Here is a 16107-nt window from a genome sequence, read left to right as displayed (position 1 = left end):
ACGGGCTAGACTCAACGAGATGCCGCCCGTCCCGCGCAGCACCTCCGGAACCTCCGTCGGCGAGGTCGACCTCCACCTGATCGGTGAAGGCCGGCACGAGCTCCTGTGGCACGTCCTCGGTGCCCACGTCCGCGAGGAGCCAGAGCCAGGCACCAGCTTCGTGGTCTGGGCCCCCAACGCCCGCAACGTCAGCGTGGTCGGGGACTTCAACGGCTGGGACGGCAACGCCCACCGGCTGCACACGATCGGCAGCGGACTGTGGGAGCTGTTCGTCCCGGGCGTCGGGTCCGGCGCGTCCTACAAGTACGTCGTCGAGGGTGCCGACGGTCTGTGGCGGCACAAGGCCGACCCGATGGCCTTCCATGCGGAGGCGCCACCCGCGACCGCCTCGCGCGTGTTCTCCAGTACCCACACCTGGACCGACGACGCCTGGCTCGCCGCGCGTGCCGCCCGGCAGCCGGTCAACGAGCCGATGGCGACCTACGAGCTCCACCTCGGCTCGTGGAAGCGCCACCCCGACGGCTCCTTCTGGTCGTACGACGAGCTGGCCGCCGACCTCCCGGCGTACCTCGCCGACCTCGGCTTCACCCACGTCGAGCTGATGCCGGTCATGCAGCACCCGTTCGGCGGCTCCTGGGGCTACCACGTCACCGGCTACTTCGCCCCCGACGCCCGCTTCGGCGACCCCGACGGCTTCCGCCGCCTCGTCGACGCCCTGCACGGCGCGGGCATCGCGGTGATCCTCGACTGGGTGCCCGGGCACTTCGCGACCGACGACTGGGCGCTGGTGCGCTTCGACGGGACCCCGCTCTACGAGCACCCGGACCCGCGGCGCGGCTGGCACCCGGAGTGGGGCTCCCACATCTTCGACTTCGGCCGCCCCGAGGTCCGCAACTTCCTCGTCGCCAACGCGCTGTACTGGCTCGAGGAGTTCCACGTCGACGGTCTGCGCGTCGACGGTGTCGCGTCGATGCTCTACCTCGACTACGGCCGCAAGGACGGCGAGTGGACGCCCAACAGGTACGGCGGCCACGAGCACCTCGAGGCGGTCCAGCTGCTGCAGGAGCTGAACGCGACGGCGTACAAGCGCGTGCCCGGCATCGTCACCATCGCCGAGGAGTCGACCGCGTGGCCGGGCGTGACCGGCGCGACGTCGGGCGGCGGGCTCGGCTTCGGGTTCAAGTGGAACATGGGCTGGATGCACGACAGCCTGCGCTACCTCGCGCACGACCCGATCCACCGCTCCTACCACCACGGAGAGATGGCGTTCTCGCTCGCCTACGCTTTCTCCGAGAACTACGTGCTCCCGCTCAGCCACGACGAGGTGGTCCACGGCAAGGGCTCACTGGTGCGCAAGATGCCCGGCGATCGCTGGCAGCAGCTCGCCACGCTGCGCGCCTATCTCGCCTACATGTGGGCCCACCCCGGCAAGCAGCTCGTGATGATGGGCACCGAGCTCGCCCAGGAGACCGAGTGGGCAGAGGCCCGCGAGCTCGACTGGTGGCTGCTCCAGAAGCCCGACCACGCCGCGTTCCGCGACTTCGTGCGCGACCTCAACGCCCGCTACCGCGAGGAGCCCGCGCTGTGGCGCCTCGACAACGACCCCGCCGGTTTCGGCTGGATCGACGCCCAGGACGCCGGCCACAACGTCTTCTCGTTCGTGCGCCGCTCCGGAGACGCCGGCACGCCCGACCTGGTCTGCGTCACCAACTTCGCCGCGGTCCCCCACGACTACCGGCTCGGCCTCCCGGTCGAAGGCGAGTGGGCCGAGCTGCTCAACACCGACGCGACGACCTACGGCGGCAGCGGGGTCGGCAACCTCGGCGTGGTCCACGCACGGGCGGCAGGTCCGCTCGAGTCGGGCGCGCCGGGCGGAAGCCCGGCGTACGCCGACCTCGTGGTGCCCCCTCTCGCCACTCTCTGGTTGCGCTCACCCGTAGGGTGAGCGCGTGCCCGAGTCCGAGATCAGCCACGCCACCGTCGACGACGGCGTCGCCCGGCTGACCTGGACCTCTGACCTGACCGAGCGCGGCTGGCAGGCCGCGGTCGACGTCGTACGCCGCCAGGTGGCCGAGGCCCTCACCGACCACGAGCGGGTCGAGGTGAAGGTCGCCATCGACGACGCCGAGGCGCAGCGGATCGCGACCTGGTCGGGGATGCGGCGTGAGGGCGTGCAGCGCGGTCGCGCGGGCGACGTGGTGGTCTACGCACGGCTGGTCGACGACGTGCCGGTCCACGAGCCGGGCGGGTTCCGTGCACTGCTCAACTCGTTCCTGCCGCGCAAGCGCGGGATCGGCCAGATGCTGGTGCGCGACTGCGACGGGTCCGACGGTTCCGAGCCGCGGGTGCTCATGTGCAACCTGACCTACAAGACCGACTGGGACCTGCCCGGCGGCGTGGTCGAGGTCGGCGAGTCGCCGCGGGTCGCGGTCGCCCGTGAGGTCGAGGAGGAGCTCGACCTCACGATCGATGCCGGAGCGCTGCTGCTCACCGACTGGCTCCCGCCGTGGGGCGGCTGGGACGACGCCCTGTGCCTGGTCTTCGACGGCGGCGTGCACCCCGCCTCGATCGTGCAGCAGGTCGTCCCGCAGCCACGCGAGATCAAGACGGCCGACTTCCTCACCCTCGCCGAGATCGACGAGCGGGCGGCCGACTTCACCGCCCGGCGGGTGCGGGCTGCCCTGGCGAGCCTGGCCGGGACGGGTCCGGCGTACACCGAGTCGGGGCGCTGACCGCCGGCGCCCCATCCGAATTGGTCGCAGAATCGCCCCGATCGCGACCAATTCGCATGGGGCGCGCTGACACGGCAACCCCGAGCACCAGCACCGCTCCCCCGACCAGCTCGGCCGGCGCCGGGACCTCGTCGAGCAGCGCCCACGCCGATCCGATCGCGACCGGCGGGACGAGCAGGATCCACGGCACCACCGCGGCCGAGGGGTTGCGTGAGAGCAGGGTGTTGAAGATCCCGTAGCCGACCAGCGAGGCGAGGCCGGCGGTGTAGAGCGTGGAGACCGCCGCCCGCCAGCCGAAGGCGCCGAGGCCGTCCGCGACCGCGGCCGGGCCGTCGACGACCAGGGAGAGCAGCACCAGCGGGACGGGTACGACGAGCGCCGACCACACGGTCAGCGACAGCCCGCCCGTGGCGCCCGAGGCGCGCGAGACGACGTTGCCGATCGCCCACATCAGGGCGGCCGACAGGCACAGCAGCAGCGCCACCGCGGGGACGTGACCGCCCCGGCCCAGGCCGACCACGACCAGCCCGGCGACGCCCAGCACCACGCCGAGCACCTGCGGGCGGGTCGGCCGCTCACGCAGCACGGCAGCGGCGATGAGGATGGTGAGCACCACCTGCGCCTGAAGCACCAGCCCGGCCAGCCCGGGCGGCATCCCGGCGTCCATGGCGACGTACAGGAACGCGAACTGGCCCAGCGACATGAACGTCCCGACCGCGGCGACGGTGCGCCACGGCACGGGCGGCGGGTCGAGCAGGAACACCGCCGGGACGACCACGGCGAGGAAGCGCGCCGCAAGGAACAGCAGCGGCGGAACCTCGCCCATCCCCCAGTCGATGACGACGAAGTTGAAGCCCCAGATCACGGCCACCAGGGCGGCGAGGGACTGGTCACGGCGGCTCACGTCGTCCATCGTCCCGCCCGCGACCTTGAAGCACCAGCAAACAGATCTGGCGCAGACGATGTAGCGTTCCTGCATGATCGATCTGGACGCGCTCGCCGGACTCCGCGCCGTGGCCACCCACGGCTCGGTGGTCGGGGCGGCCGCGGCGACCGGGTACACCCCCAGCGCCATCTCCCAGCAGGTCAAGCGGCTGGAGAAGCAGACCGGCGTCCCGCTGCTCGAGCGGGTCGGCCGCGGGGTGATGCTCACCAGCCACGGCCAGCACCTCGTCGACGCCGGCGAGCAGGTCCTCGCCGACCTCGAGCAGCTCGAGGCCTCGCTGCAGGAGCGGGCCGGTGTGGTCGCCGGCCGGATCCGGCTGGCCGCCTTCTCCACGGCGATGCGCGGCCTGGTCGCGCCGATCGCCCGCAGCCTGCGCGACGCCCACCCCGGCCTGACGCTCACCCTTCGCGAGGCCGAGCCGTGGGACGTCGTCGAGCTGGTCGCCAGCGGCCAGGTCGAGCTCGGGATCGTGCACCGGTGGGGCGGGGTGGCGCTCGCCGTACCCGACCACGTCCTCGCCACGCCTCTCCACGGCGACGTGGCCGACCTGATCGTGCACCGCGACGACCCGCTCGCGACCCGGCGCACGGTGACGCCGCACGATCTCGTGGACATCGGCTGGATCGCCACGCCCGAGGGCACGATCTGCCGTCAGTGGCTCTCGCGGATGTACGACGGCACCGGACGTCCGCCACGCATCGCCCACGTGTCCGCGGAGTTCGAGTCCCACCTCGCCCTCGTGCGGGCCGGGCTCGGCGTCGCACTGGTGCCGCGGATGGGGCGGGCGGCGCTCGGCGAGGACCTGGTCGCCGTACCGGTGGCCGATCCGGAGCCGGTGCGCCTCGTCGACGCCCTGCACCGGCGCACGATGGCCGACTCCCCCGCGGTGCGCGCGGTGCTCGCGGCGTTCGACGGAGTGCGGCCATCGGGCGGCTGAGCCTCAGCCGCGCAGCACGGCGAAGTCGCCGAGGCCGATCCGGATCGTGAAGGTGCGCCGGGCGAGCAGCCAGCGCTCGCCGTCGCGGACCCAGCGGTCGTCGTACTCGCCCATGCACTCGTAGAAGGAGCCCTCCATCGGGCCGGCGCCGACGTGGTGGACGCGTGCGTAGGTGAGGGTGCGGGCCCGGTCGCCGTCGACCTCGACGCGGTGGTTGCCGAGCAGGTGCTGGGTCGGGCCGACGCCGTCGAGGTGGGCGCGCATCTGCGCGACGATGGCGACGGGACCGCCGTCCTTGCCGTAGCCGTGGGCGTCGGCGGTGAACGCGCCGGACACGGTCTCCCAGTCGCGCCCGTCGATGGCGGCGGCGATCTCGGCGAGGCGCTCGATCAGTGCTGCGCGGTCGTCCATGGTGGGTTCCTCTCGATGAGAACGCCGGTGCCCCGGTCGCGCGAGCGGCCAGGGCACCGGCTGGGTCAGGCTGGGGGTGAGGCTGGGTCAGCTCACTTGCTGAGCCACGCGTCGTCGAACAGCACCGCGGTCTGCGTGGTGGGCGTGATGCCGTGCACGTTGTCGTTCCACGCCTCGAGGAAGCCGCCGAAGCCGACGTTGAGGTAGACCGCGTCCTTCTTCCACAGCTCCTCGATCTTCGCGAGCGTGGCGCCACCCTCCTCGGGGCCGTCGGCGGCGCGCAGCTCGGCGAGCAGGCCGTCCATCTCCGGGCTGGCGTAGCGGCCCGGGTTGGCGCCCGAGGTGCTGTCCATCGCGGTGTCGAGGGCGGCGTACGGGTCGGAGTCCGGGATGCTGTTGGACCCGCGGGCGAGATCGAAGTCGCCGTCGACGTACACCTTCTTGACGACGTCGCCCACGGCGGAGACCAGGTCGAGCTGGACGTCGAAGCCGACCGCGTCGAGCATCGCCTTGATGGCCACGGCGCCGGACTTGGACGTGGCGTCACTGAGGCCGACGTAGTGGAGCTTGCCGTCGAAGCCGTCGGCCTTGGCCTCCTCGACCAGCTTCTTCGCCGCGGCCGGGTCCGTCTCGACCGGCTCGACGCCGGTCTTCCAGATCGACGTGGCGCCCATCAGGCCACGGTCGGCGAGCACGTCGCTGCCGGTGGTGCGCTCGAGGAAAGTGTTGGCGTCGAAGGCCAGCTCGACCGCCTGGCGCACCCGGACGTCGGCGGTGGCCGTGCCCTCGCGGTGGTTGAAGTTGATGGTCGGCACACCGCTGACGGCGCTCATGTTGCCGGCGTAGCCCTTGGCGACCAGGTCCTTGACGACCTTCTCGCTCGACACGTAGACCGCGTCGACCTCACCGGCCTCGAGGGACTCCAGCTTGGTCTGGTCGGGGCCGAGCTGCAGGAACTCGATCTTGTCGAGGTGCGGGCGCCCGCCGAAGTAGTCCTCGTTGGCCTTCACCACGGTCTTCTCGCCCGGCGCCTGGCTCTCCAGCACGAACGGACCGGCACCGATCGGCTTGAAGCTCGCCGGGTCGGCGTACGCCGCGGGGGCCAGGATCAGGCCGGGCCCGGCCGCGAGCAGGCTGGGGAAGCGCGCCCATGCCCCGTTGAAGGTGAAGGTGACCGTCGACTTGTCGGTCGCGACCATCGACTTCAGGTTGGCGCCCAGGATCTGGCCATGCAGGCCCCGGTTGGTGATGAAGCGCTGGATGCTGGCCACGACGGCGTCGGCGTCGAGGGCGGTGCCGTCGGTGAACTTCACGCCGTCGCGCAGAGTGAGCGTCCAGGTGATGTTGTCGTCGCTGGCGAGCGACTCGGCCAGCTGCGGGTCGTAGCCCTTGGTCTCGGGGTTGTAGCGCATCAGGGTGTCGTAGATCGACGCCATCACGTTGAGGCCGGTCGAGCCGGTCGGGTAGGTCTTCGTGGGGTCGAGGACGACCGCCTCGGAGTACTCCGCCATCCGCAGGGTCCCACCGTCGACGGGCTCCCCCGGGTCCTTCTCCGGGTTGACGAGGCCGTCCTTGTACAGGTCCTGAGGCGACGTCCTGGCGCCGGAGGAGTCCTTGTCCCCGTCGTCGCTGCTGGCGCAGGCCGTGGCGGCGAGAGCGGTCGCACACAGGGCCGCGGCCATCCGCGTGCGCACGGAAATGCGTGTCTTCACTGTTCACTCCAGGTGGGTCTCGTACTGGGGCTGTCGGGCGCCTGCAGGCCCCCGGTGGCCTGTGCGTGGCGTCACACTAGGAAGACGCCCGCCCGACGAGTCGGCGCGATTCCCACTCAGCGGGCATCCGAGCGCAGCGCCCGTCCGAGGTACGAGGACGGACGCTGGTCAGCGAGGAGGTCGAGGAGCGCCGGCGAGCTCGCGCCGCGAAGCAAGCGAGATCGCGGCGCGTCACGAGACCCCGCGAGGTGCTACCGGAACTGACCGTCGACAGTCGGCGAGAGCACAGCAGGGGGTCTCGAGACGGTCGCTGCGCGACCTCCTCGACCACCGGAGTCGCTGCGCGACCTCCTCGACCACCTCAGGGCAGCAGCGCCTGGCGTCCCTGCTCGACGAACTCCTTCTCGATGGCGTCGCGTCCGTCGTCGTCGAGGAGCCGGAACTGCGCGGTCCGGCCCACCCGCACCCACACCGGATCGGTGGTGTTCCACGCCGCGCGGCGCAGCGGGGCCTTGTCGATCTTGCCGCTCCCGGTGAGCGGCATCCGGTCGACGACACGCACGTACGCCGGCCACCACTTGGCGCCGAAGTCCGGCTGGGCGGCGAGGTGCTCCCCGAACGCGACGGGGTCGAAGGTGGCGCCGGGCTCGAGGTCGACGGCGACCATGACGCTGTCGCCGGTGCGCGGGTCCGGTACGGCGAACACCGGTGCGGCCGCGATCCACGGCAGCCGCTGGACGACCCGCTCGACCGGCGCGGCGGAGAAGTTCTCGCTGTCGACGCGCAGCCAGTCCGAGGAGCGGCCGGCGAAGTAGAAGAACCCCGCCTCGTCGCGGTAGGCGAGGTCGCCGGACCAGAAGTCGTCGCCGCGCACCCGGTCGGCCATCGCGCCCGGGTTCTTGTAGTAGCCCTCGAAAGAACCGGCCATGCCGACGGCGACCATCTGCCCGACGGCGCCGCCGTCGACCAGGCGGCCCTGCGCGTCGAACCGCGCGCGGGGGCACTCCTGCCCGGTGTCCTCGTCGAGGACCCGGACGTCGACGTCGCCGGCGGGCAGGCCGAGCGAGCCGACGGGGGTGTCGGGCGTGCGGTTGATCCGGAAGACGCCCTCACTGAGGCCGTAGCCCTCCATCACCTCGCAGCCGAAACGCTCGGTGAACCGGGCGACATCGGCTTCGGAGGCCTCGGTGCCGAACGCCAGCTCCAGGGTGCTGGTGCGGTCGCGCGGGTCCTCGGGGCGGGTCAGGACGTAGGACAGCGCCCGGCCGACGTAGTTGACGTAGGTCGCGCCGTGGCGGTGAATGTCGTCGGCGAACGCGCTCGCGGAGAACTTGCGGGTCATCGTCACCGTGGCGCCGGTGGCCATCGCGGGAGCGAGGTTCATCATGACGGCGTTGCCGTGGAACAGCGGCATGCACAGGTAGGTGACCGAGTCGCGGCGCATCCGGACCCGGCCGACGATCGCCTCGGTGAGCCGGCCGAGCCGGCCCTGGCCCACCACGACCGCCTTGGGGGCGCCGGTCGAGCCGGAGCTGAACAGCAGCATCGCGAGGTGGTCCGGTCCGGGCACCTCCGCGGTGTCGGGCACCGGTGCGCCGCGGTACGGCGCCAGCCACTCGTCGTACGCACTGTCGTCGACGTCGAGCACCCGCAGGCCCTCGAGGTCGGACGCGAGGTGCCGCAGCCGGCCTTCGGTCACCACGAGGTCGACGTCGGCGTGCCGGGCGTCCTGGGCGATCTCCGGGCCGCTGCGGCTGGCGTTGAGGCCGACCACGACGGCGTCGGCGAGCGAGGCCGCGGCGATCCAGAAGACGTAGTCGGGCACGTTCTCGAGCAGCACCCCGACGTGGACCTGACGCCCCTCGGGGGTCGGTACGGCGGCCCGGAGCGCCGCGGCACGCACGGCTCCCTCGCCGACCACCTCGTCCCAGGTCCACTGCCGGTCCTCGAAGATCAGGCCCGTTTTGTCGTCGCCGGCCCGGCTCGCCACGATCTGCGCGAAGGTCTCCATCACACTCTCTCCTCGGCCGACGGTCGCGTCGGCATCTCGATTGTCTCGGGTCTCTCGGATCGCTCGGGGTCGACCTGCCGGGTCCGCCCCAGGACCAGGCAGGTCAGGGCGGCGAGCAGCTGCAGGGCGAGCCCGACAGCCAGTAGCCGAGCGGGCGCAGCGAGAGGCCTGCTCCCGCCAGGCCGCCGGCGACGAAGCCGGACTCGCTCGTCTGTCGCCCGCTGTCGGCGAACCCGGCGAGCACGGCCAGTGCCAGCGCGCTCCCGGTGGACATGCCGAGGAAGCGCAGGACCAGGTTGAAGCTCAGCGCGCTCCCGGTCTCCGCCGGCGGCACGAAGCGCACCATCAGCCACGGCATCGAGTTGAACGTCATCCCGCTGCCGAAGCCGCCGATCACGACGGCGAGGGTGACTTTCCACAGCGCGTCGTGCCCGAGGGCGAGCGCGAGGTTGGCGGCGGCGAACAGCAAGCAGCCGCAGGCGAGCAGCACGTCGGACGCCACGAACCTCCCCAGCCACAGGGCGATCCGGGAGCCGAGCACGCTGGTGACGGCGTACGGCGTCAGCATCAGGCCGGCCACAGCGACCGAACGGCCGAGCCCGTAGCCGTGCTCGCCGGTGGTCTGCACGAGGATCATCGACAGCGACAGCAGCACGAACATGCCGAGTGCGGCGAGCAGCCCGCACACGTTGGCGACCAGCACGCCGGGACGCACCGCCACCCGCAGGTCCACCAGCGGCCGCTCGGCGCGCAGCAGCCACCAGCCGCAGGCGAGGTACGCCAGCAGGCCGCCGCCGAGCAGCCCCAGCGTCAACGGCGAGGTGGTCCCCCACGCCTTCGCCTGCGTGACGGCGAACAGCACCGCGGCGGTGGCGGCGCTCAGGAGCACCGCACCGAGCCAGTCGACGCCGCGCGGTGCCTCCTCGTCGCTGTCCGGTACGACGACCAGCGCGACGACCAGCGCGGCGGCGGCCAGTGCGCTCGCCCAGCCGAAGGCGCCCTTCGTGCCGGCGAGGGTCGCGACGAACGCGGTGACCGGGAAGCCGAGCCCGGCAGCGGTGACGTTGGCGACCGAGATCGCCGCCACCGCGCCGCGGACCTTCTCCTCGGGCAGCTCGCTGCGGGCGATCGAGAACGCCAGCGGCACGATCGCGAACGCGAGGCCCTGCAGGATCCGGCCGGCCAGCAGCGGGACGAACCCGAGCGGGAGCGCGCCGAGCGCGGTGCCCACCACGACGAGCACGAGGCAGCCGAGCAGCGCCGGCCGCCGGCGACGCCCGGCACCGAGCCGCCCGACGACCGGGCACACCACGGCTGCGGTCACCAGGGTGGCGGTGATCGCCCACTGGGCGGTGACCAGCGAGACGCCCTCGGTGCGGGCGATGCCCGTGACCAGCGGGGTGCCGAGGCTGCCCACGACGCCGGTGACGGTCGTGACCAGCAGGATGCCCGGGAGCATCCAGCGGCTCTCCCGGGCATCGCTGGGGGCGGTCAGTCGACCCACGCGTCGTCGAGCAGGATCATCGAGTTCGCGCCGCCGGTGATGCCGTGGACCTTCGTGGTCCACACGCTCAGCTCGGAGAACGGCCCGAAGGTGACGAACGGGACGTCCTCGTTGACCTGCTCCTGGAGGGCGGTGATCGCCTTCAGCTGGTCGTCCTTCGTGGTGGCGGCCTGGAAGGCGGCGATGTGCTCGTCCATGGCCGGGCTGGTGTACATCCCGTAGGTCTGGGTGCCACCGCTGTGCATGGTCGCGTACATCCGGGCGAACGGGTCGGCCTCGACGAAGTTGATGCTCCAGCCGGCCAGGTCGTAGTCACGCTCCACGGCGATCCGGGTGATCTGCTCGGAGATGGTGCGCGCCGGCTTCGGGTCGAGGGTCATCCCGACCGCCTCGAGCGACGCCTTGACCGCCTGGGTGGCGGCCCGCGACGCGGGGTCGGTCCCGTCGACGTACCTGATCACGCCGTCCCAGCCGTCCGCCTTGGCCTCCTCGACGAGCTTCGTCGCCTCCGCGCGGTCGGGCGCGAGCCCGGCCGCGTCGGTGTGCCACACGGAATAGTCGGGGAACAGGTCGGAGGACGCGATGCCGGTGCCGCCGAACATCCGCTCCCGCATCAGCTCGGGGTCGATCGCCAGGGCGATCGCCCTGCGGACCCGGACGTCGTGGCCGGCGGCGCCCTCGGAGGCGTTGATGATGGCGACGTTGCTGGCAGCACGCATGTTGACGTATGCGGGCAGCTTCTTGTCCAGCACCTCGTCGACGAGGTCGGGGTCGCGGACCAGGGCCGCGTCGATGTCGCCACCCTCCAGCGAGTCCAGGCTGGTGCGCTGGTCGCCGAGGAAGGCCATCTTCACGCTGTCGAGGCGGGGGGCACCGTCCCAGTAGTCGTCGCGGGCCTCGAGCTCGAGGGACTCGCCGTGCTTCCACTCGCCGAGCGTGAACGGGCCGGCGCCGACGGGCGTGAAGCTGCCGTCGGCCCCCACCGACGACTTGGCCACGACCATGCCGGGCCCGGTGCTGAGGATGCCCGGGAACAGCGGCCACGGGCGCGCCAGCTCGTAGGTGACGGTGTGCGCGTCGGTGGCGGTGGCCGAGGTGACGTTGCCGGCCCACAGCGCGGTCTCGGGCGCCTTCGCGGTGGCGTACCGCTGCTGGCTCCAGACCACGGCCGCGGCGTCGAGCGGGGTGCCGTCGGAGAAGGTGACCCCGTCGCGCAGGGTGAGGGTCCAGGTCGTGTAGTCGGCGTCGTGCTCGATCGACTTCGCCAGGCGCGGCACGAACTCCTGCTCGTCCGGGTCGAAGTTCAGGAGCGTGTCATAGATGTTCGCCATCTCGATGCCGCCCGTGGTCGCGGCGGCGATGGTCACGGTCGGGTCGAGCGAGGTCGGCTCGGTGTAGGCGCCGTACGTCAGGGTGCCGCCGTCGACCGGCTCACCGGCATCGTCGACGTTGCGGAAGCCCTCGGCGAGGGCCTTGCCCTGACCGCGTGGCTTCTTCTCCTCCTGCGAGGCGCAGCCGCTCACGAGCAGCGACGCGGCCACCACGACGGCTGCGGTACGACGCAGTCCCGGGACTGGGATGGACATGGCGATCTCCTTCTGTTGGGGGCTTGCGACCAGGTCAGACGAGGCGGACGTCGCGGCGGTTGACCTTGCCCGTCGCGTTCCGGGGCAGCTCCTCGAGCGTGATCTGCCAGCGGGTGGGGACCTTGTAGCGCGCGAGGCCGGCCGCGGTGTGGGCGCACAGCTCCTCCTGGGAGACCTGCGCCCCCGGGTGCAGCACGACGACGGCGGCGACGCCCTGGCCGTAGTCGGGGTCGGGGACGCCCATGACGATGCACTCGCGCACGGCGGGGTGGGCGACGATCCGGTCCTCCACCTCGGCCGGGTAGATGTTCTCTCCCCCGCGCAGGATCAGGTCGGAGCGCCGGCTCGAGATGTGCAGCTGGCCGTCGGTGAGATGACCGAGGTCGCCGGTGCGGAACCAGCCGTGGGGCGCGGTGGAGGCCGCTGTCGCTTCGGGGTTGTCCCAGTAGCCGAGCATCAGCTGGGCGCCCCGCAGGTGGATCTCCCCCTCGACCCCGTCGGGCACGGGAAGGCCCGCGGTGTCGCGGACCTCGACCTGCACGGTCGGCACGGGGCGTCCCACCGTCGTCGGGTCGGCGGCGAGCTCGGCGGCCAGCGCGAGAGTCGCGGCGGTGCTCGACTCGGTGAGGCCGTACGTCGTGCCGAGGGAGCGCCCGGCGGCGGGCAGGGCCTGCCGCAGCGCCTCCTTGAGCTCGGGCGAGGAGGGCGCGCTGCCGACCGAGATGCTGCGCAGCGACGACAGGTCGAATTCGGCGAGCCGGTCGCCGAGCTCGACGATCCGGCTGAGCATGGTCGGCATCGCGCCCCAGTTGGTGACCCGCTCGGACTCGATCAGCCGCAGCACCTGCTCGATGTCGAACTTCCCGAGGTGCAGCACGGCGGTGTCGCCGACGACCAGCCGGACCACCGCGAGGTTGTGCAGCGCGGCGATGTGGAACAGCGGCGTGACGAGCAGGAACCGGCGATCCACCTGCGGGAAGCCCATCTCCGCGGCGATCGCGTCGTTGAGCAGGTGGAACCACACGGCGGCGATCACGTTGCGGTGCGAGTGGGTGGCGCCCTTGGCGCGACCGGTGGTACCGCTCGTGAACAGGATGACGGCCGGGTCGTCCTCTGCGATCTCACCGTCCGGCTGCGGGAGCGCGACACCGCGGTGCGCGGCGGTGATCCGCGGCAGGTCCTCCTCGACGGTGAGCACGCGGACGCCCATCCCATCGGCCATCCGGGCCCGCGGCGCGTCGGCGATGAGCACCTTCGGGGTGGTCAGCTCCAGGCCGTGGACGAGCTCGGGCTGCGCCCACATCGAGTTCATGCCGACGGCGACGGCGCCGATCGAGACCGCCGCCCAGAAGCCGACGATCCACTCGGGGCAGTTGGCCGCGCACAGCGCGACCCGGTCGCCCCTGCCGACGCCGTGCTCGGTGCGCAGCACGTGGGCCAGCGCGGCCACCTCGTCGTAGTGGTCGGCGAAGCTGATCCGCCGGTCGCGGGTCACCAGGTACTCCGCGTCCCCGAAGTCCCGCGAGGCCTCGAGCAGCTCACGCAGCGAGTGCTGCCGGTGGGCGTAGACCTCGAGGTCCTCGCCGCGCACGTCCTCCACCCGGATCTCGTACGGCGCGCCGGGCGCGGTCAGTCGCGCGACGGCCTCCTCACGCGTGGTCATCCTCTTGCTCTCCTCGTCCACTACTGCGCTCACCGGATGGTCAGCTGCCCGCCGTCGATGTTCCACGCCTGCCCCGTGACCCAGGCGGCCTGGTCGCTGGCGAGGAACACCGCGGCCGCGGCGACCTCGGCCGGCTCGCCGGTCCTGCCGAGCGGGAGGTTGGCGCGCACGTAGGCCTGCCACGACTCGGGGTCCCGGTCACCGATCCGGCCGGTCTCGGTCACCCCGGGACACAGCGCGTTGACCCGGATGGCGTGCCTGCCGAGCTCCTTGGCGGCCGACGAGGTCAGCGACTGCACGCCCGCCTTGGAGGCGGAGTAGGCGCCGGTGCCCGCGCCGCTGAGCTTCCCGCCGATCGAGGAGATGTTGACGATGCTGCCGCCCTCGCCCTGCGCGACCAGCTGCCGGCCGAAGACCTGGGTCATCAGGAAGGTGCCGCGCAGGTTGACCGCGATCACCCGGTCGAACGCCTCGACGGACAGCTCGGTCAGCGGGACCCGGTCCTCGCCCCGCGACGCGGCGGCGTTGTTGACCACGACGTCCACGCGTCCGAGCTCGGCGAGCGTGACCTCAAGCAGCCGTCGTACGGCGTCGGGGTCGGCGACGTCGCACACGACCGGGAGCGCCCGGCGGCCCAGCGCGCGCACCTCCTCGGCCACCGACTCGATGTCGTTCCAGCCGGCGGCGATCTCGTCGGCGGGCCGGTCCTCGGGACGCCGGCCGGAGCCGGTGACCACGACGTCACAGCCGGCCCGGGCGAGCTCGACGGCCAGCGACCGGCCGATGGAGCGCATCCGCCCGGCGCCGGTGACGACGGCGACCTTGCCGGCCAGGCCGGTCAGCTCGTAGCCCATGGGACCTCCTGCAGCTCGATGAACAGTCCGCGTGCCTCGACCGTGCGCGCACCGTCGACCTCGACCCACGCCTCGGCGGTGGTCTTGCGACCGGTGGTCGCCACGATGCGGGCACCCAGCTCGAGGGGGACGTCCAGTGGGGTGCGTGCGTGGTAGCGCAGGTCGAGGGTGCCGGTGACCGAGCGGCGCCCGGTCGCCTGGACCAGCGTGCCGAGCATGCAGTCCATCAGGTGCGCGAGGTAGCCACCGTGCACCGACTCGGGCGGCCCCTCGTAGAGCGCGTTCGGCACCGTGGTGGCGTACGCCGCGTCGCCGTCGAACCGGATCGCGAGCGGCAGCGCCTGCGGGTTGAACCGGAACACCGGCCAGGCCAGGTCCGGACCGACCTCGCGGGCCCGGGCGGGGTCGGCGAAGGAGGCACGCAGCGCCCGCGGGCGGGTACGCCGCCCGAGCGTCTCGGCGAGCTCGTCCATCCGGGTGCGGGCGGCGCGCAGCTCCTCGAGGTCGACGTCCGTGGTCGCCGCGGCCAGCATGAGCCGCCGAGTGGCGGCCGCCAGCGCGGCGACCTCCTCGGCGACCGGCTCCGCGACCTTGTCCGCCAGCACGTCAGACCCGCTCGACGATCGCGCCGGTGACCTGGGCACCGCCGGCGCAGATCGCGACCATCGCGAGCTGCTGGTCGCGGCGCTCGAGCTCGTCGAGCACGGAGGCGATCAGGCGGACGCCGGTCGAGCCGACCGGGTGGCCCAGCGCGATCGCGCCGCCGTTGACGTTGAGCCGGTCCTCGTCGACGTCGTGGACCCGGGCGAAGGACATCGGCACCGAGGCGAAGGCCTCGTTGACCTCGAACAGGTCGATGTCGCCGATCGTCATGCCGGTGCGCTCCAGGAGCCGCTCCCCCGCCCGGACCGGTCCGTCGAGCAGGTACTGCGGCTCGGCGCCCAGCAGGGTCTGGGCGACGATCCGCCCGCGTGGGCGCAGGCCCTCGGCGCGCGCCCGGTCCTCCGACATGACCAGCGCCGCGGTGGCGCCGTCGGAGATCTGCGAGGCGGTACCCGCGGTGTGCAGCCCGCCCTCCCGGATCGGCTTGAGCCCGGCGAGCGCCTCCAGGCTGGTCTCCCGCAGGCCCTCGTCGCGGGCGACGACGGTGCCGTCGGGCAGCTTCACCTCGATCACCTGACGGTCGAACCGTCCTTCGTCCCACGCGGCGCGGGCCCGCTGCTGCGACCGGAGGCCGAAGGCGTCGAGGTCGGCACGGGTCAGGCCGCGGCGCTCGGCGATGCGGTCGGCGGCCTCGTACTGTGCCGGCAGGTCGACGCTCCAGTCGTCCGGGCGCGGCCGGCCGACGGTGCCGTCGCCGAGGTTCGCCAGCAGGGGCACCCGCGACATGGCCTCGACACCGCAGGCGATGCCGGCGTCGACGTACCCGGCCGCAACCTGGGCGGCGACCAGGTGGACGGCCTGCTGGGCCGAGCCGCACTGGGCGTCGATGGTGGTCGAGCCGATGTCGTCGGGGAAGCCCTGGTGCAGCCAGGCGAAGCGCACGACGTTGCCGGACTGCTCGCCGGCCTGGGTGACGCAGCCGCCGACGACCTCGCCGATGCTGGCGGGGTCGACGCCGGTGCGCTCGAGGATCCCGCGCTGGGCGCGGCCGAGCAGGTCGACGGCGTGCAGGCCGGAGAGCGCGCCGCCGCGGCGGCCGTAGGGCGTGCGGATCGCGTCGACGATGACGGGTCGGGACATGGTTCTTC

Annotated in this window: 13 protein-coding genes; 3 read left to right on the top strand and 10 right to left on the bottom strand. The window is 72.5% G+C overall.

What is annotated here, in order from left to right; all coding sequences use genetic code 11:
- Positions 1–19: 19 nt before the first annotated feature.
- A complete protein-coding gene (gene glgB, locus QI633_RS08790; protein ID WP_141799514.1) occupies positions 20–1945 on the top strand; it encodes a 1,4-alpha-glucan branching protein GlgB in 1926 nt (641 codons plus the stop codon).
- A 4-nt stretch (positions 1946–1949) separates the two neighbouring features.
- On the top strand, positions 1950–2732 hold the full coding sequence (locus tag QI633_RS08785) for an NUDIX hydrolase (protein ID WP_260806085.1): 783 nt from the start codon (positions 1950–1952) through the stop codon (positions 2730–2732).
- Here the strand turns inward: QI633_RS08785 and QI633_RS08780 are convergent.
- Positions 2656–3645, bottom strand: coding sequence for an EamA family transporter (locus tag QI633_RS08780; protein ID WP_282428713.1), 990 nt, complete (start codon positions 3643–3645; stop codon positions 2656–2658). The genes QI633_RS08785 and QI633_RS08780 overlap by 77 nt on opposite strands.
- Positions 3646–3709: 64 nt before the next feature.
- On the opposite strand from QI633_RS08780, the gene QI633_RS08775 reads away from it, so the two are divergent.
- The gene (locus QI633_RS08775; protein ID WP_282428712.1) at positions 3710–4615 is read left to right on the top strand and encodes a LysR family transcriptional regulator; all 906 of its coding nucleotides are present in this window, start codon (positions 3710–3712) and stop codon (positions 4613–4615) included.
- Positions 4616–4618: 3 nt separating this feature from the next.
- Here QI633_RS08775 and QI633_RS08770 read toward each other — a convergent pair whose 3' ends face one another.
- The 9 genes from QI633_RS08770 to QI633_RS08730 all read right to left on the bottom strand — a co-directional run bounded on the left by QI633_RS08770 (position 4619) and on the right by QI633_RS08730 (position 16099).
- Positions 4619–5026 (bottom strand): nuclear transport factor 2 family protein, encoded by a 408-nt coding sequence (locus tag QI633_RS08770; RefSeq protein WP_282428711.1) that lies wholly within the window; start codon positions 5024–5026, stop codon positions 4619–4621.
- Between the two features lie 92 nt (positions 5027–5118).
- Positions 5119–6738, bottom strand: a complete 1620-nt coding sequence (locus tag QI633_RS08765) for an ABC transporter substrate-binding protein (protein WP_141799518.1) — start codon at positions 6736–6738, stop codon at positions 5119–5121.
- A 361-nt stretch (positions 6739–7099) separates the two neighbouring features.
- Positions 7100–8749: an AMP-binding protein gene (locus tag QI633_RS08760; protein WP_282428710.1), complete on the bottom strand. Its 1650-nt coding sequence runs from the start codon at positions 8747–8749 to the stop codon at positions 7100–7102.
- 103 nt (positions 8750–8852) lie between these two features.
- Positions 8853–10253 (bottom strand): MFS transporter, encoded by a 1401-nt coding sequence (locus tag QI633_RS08755; protein WP_282428709.1) that lies wholly within the window; start codon positions 10251–10253, stop codon positions 8853–8855.
- Positions 10241–11839, bottom strand: a complete 1599-nt coding sequence (locus QI633_RS08750; RefSeq protein ID WP_141799521.1) for an ABC transporter substrate-binding protein — start codon at positions 11837–11839, stop codon at positions 10241–10243. Before QI633_RS08750 ends, QI633_RS08755 begins: the two co-directional genes overlap by 13 nt.
- A gap of 34 nt (positions 11840–11873) precedes the next feature.
- A complete protein-coding gene (locus QI633_RS08745; RefSeq protein WP_141799522.1) occupies positions 11874–13502 on the bottom strand; it encodes a class I adenylate-forming enzyme family protein in 1629 nt (542 codons plus the stop codon).
- Between the two features lie 29 nt (positions 13503–13531).
- Positions 13532–14356 (bottom strand): glucose 1-dehydrogenase, encoded by an 825-nt coding sequence (locus tag QI633_RS08740; RefSeq protein WP_141799523.1) that lies wholly within the window; start codon positions 14354–14356, stop codon positions 13532–13534.
- The gene (locus QI633_RS08735) at positions 14341–14961 is read right to left on the bottom strand and encodes a PaaI family thioesterase (protein ID WP_141799524.1); all 621 of its coding nucleotides are present in this window, start codon (positions 14959–14961) and stop codon (positions 14341–14343) included. Before QI633_RS08735 ends, QI633_RS08740 begins: the two co-directional genes overlap by 16 nt.
- A gap of 1 nt (position 14962) precedes the next feature.
- The gene (locus QI633_RS08730; protein WP_282428708.1) at positions 14963–16099 is read right to left on the bottom strand and encodes a steroid 3-ketoacyl-CoA thiolase; all 1137 of its coding nucleotides are present in this window, start codon (positions 16097–16099) and stop codon (positions 14963–14965) included.
- Between the last annotated feature and the right edge of the window lie 8 nt (positions 16100–16107).

This window comes from Nocardioides sp. QY071, assembly GCF_029961765.1.
Classification (GTDB): domain Bacteria; phylum Actinomycetota; class Actinomycetes; order Propionibacteriales; family Nocardioidaceae; genus Nocardioides.
The sequence above is the reverse complement of the archived record's forward strand: the minus strand, read 5'-3'. Positions and strand labels throughout refer to the sequence as shown.

Excerpts from the sequence above, each read along its gene's own strand:
- glgB (WP_141799514.1), top strand. The coding sequence starts at position 20 with ATGCCGCCCGTCCCGCGCAGCACCTCCGGAACCTCCGTCGGCGAGGTC.
- QI633_RS08780 (WP_282428713.1), bottom strand. The coding sequence starts at position 3,645 with ATGGACGACGTGAGCCGCCGTGACCAGTCCCTCGCCGCCCTGGTGGCC.
- QI633_RS08775 (WP_282428712.1), top strand. The coding sequence starts at position 3,710 with ATGATCGATCTGGACGCGCTCGCCGGACTCCGCGCCGTGGCCACCCAC.
- QI633_RS08770 (WP_282428711.1), bottom strand. The coding sequence starts at position 5,026 with ATGGACGACCGCGCAGCACTGATCGAGCGCCTCGCCGAGATCGCCGCC.
- QI633_RS08760 (WP_282428710.1), bottom strand. The coding sequence starts at position 8,749 with ATGGAGACCTTCGCGCAGATCGTGGCGAGCCGGGCCGGCGACGACAAA.
- QI633_RS08750 (WP_141799521.1), bottom strand. The coding sequence starts at position 11,839 with ATGTCCATCCCAGTCCCGGGACTGCGTCGTACCGCAGCCGTCGTGGTG.
- QI633_RS08745 (WP_141799522.1), bottom strand. The coding sequence starts at position 13,502 with ATGACCACGCGTGAGGAGGCCGTCGCGCGACTGACCGCGCCCGGCGCG.
- QI633_RS08740 (WP_141799523.1), bottom strand. The coding sequence starts at position 14,356 with ATGGGCTACGAGCTGACCGGCCTGGCCGGCAAGGTCGCCGTCGTCACC.
- QI633_RS08730 (WP_282428708.1), bottom strand. The coding sequence starts at position 16,099 with ATGTCCCGACCCGTCATCGTCGACGCGATCCGCACGCCCTACGGCCGC.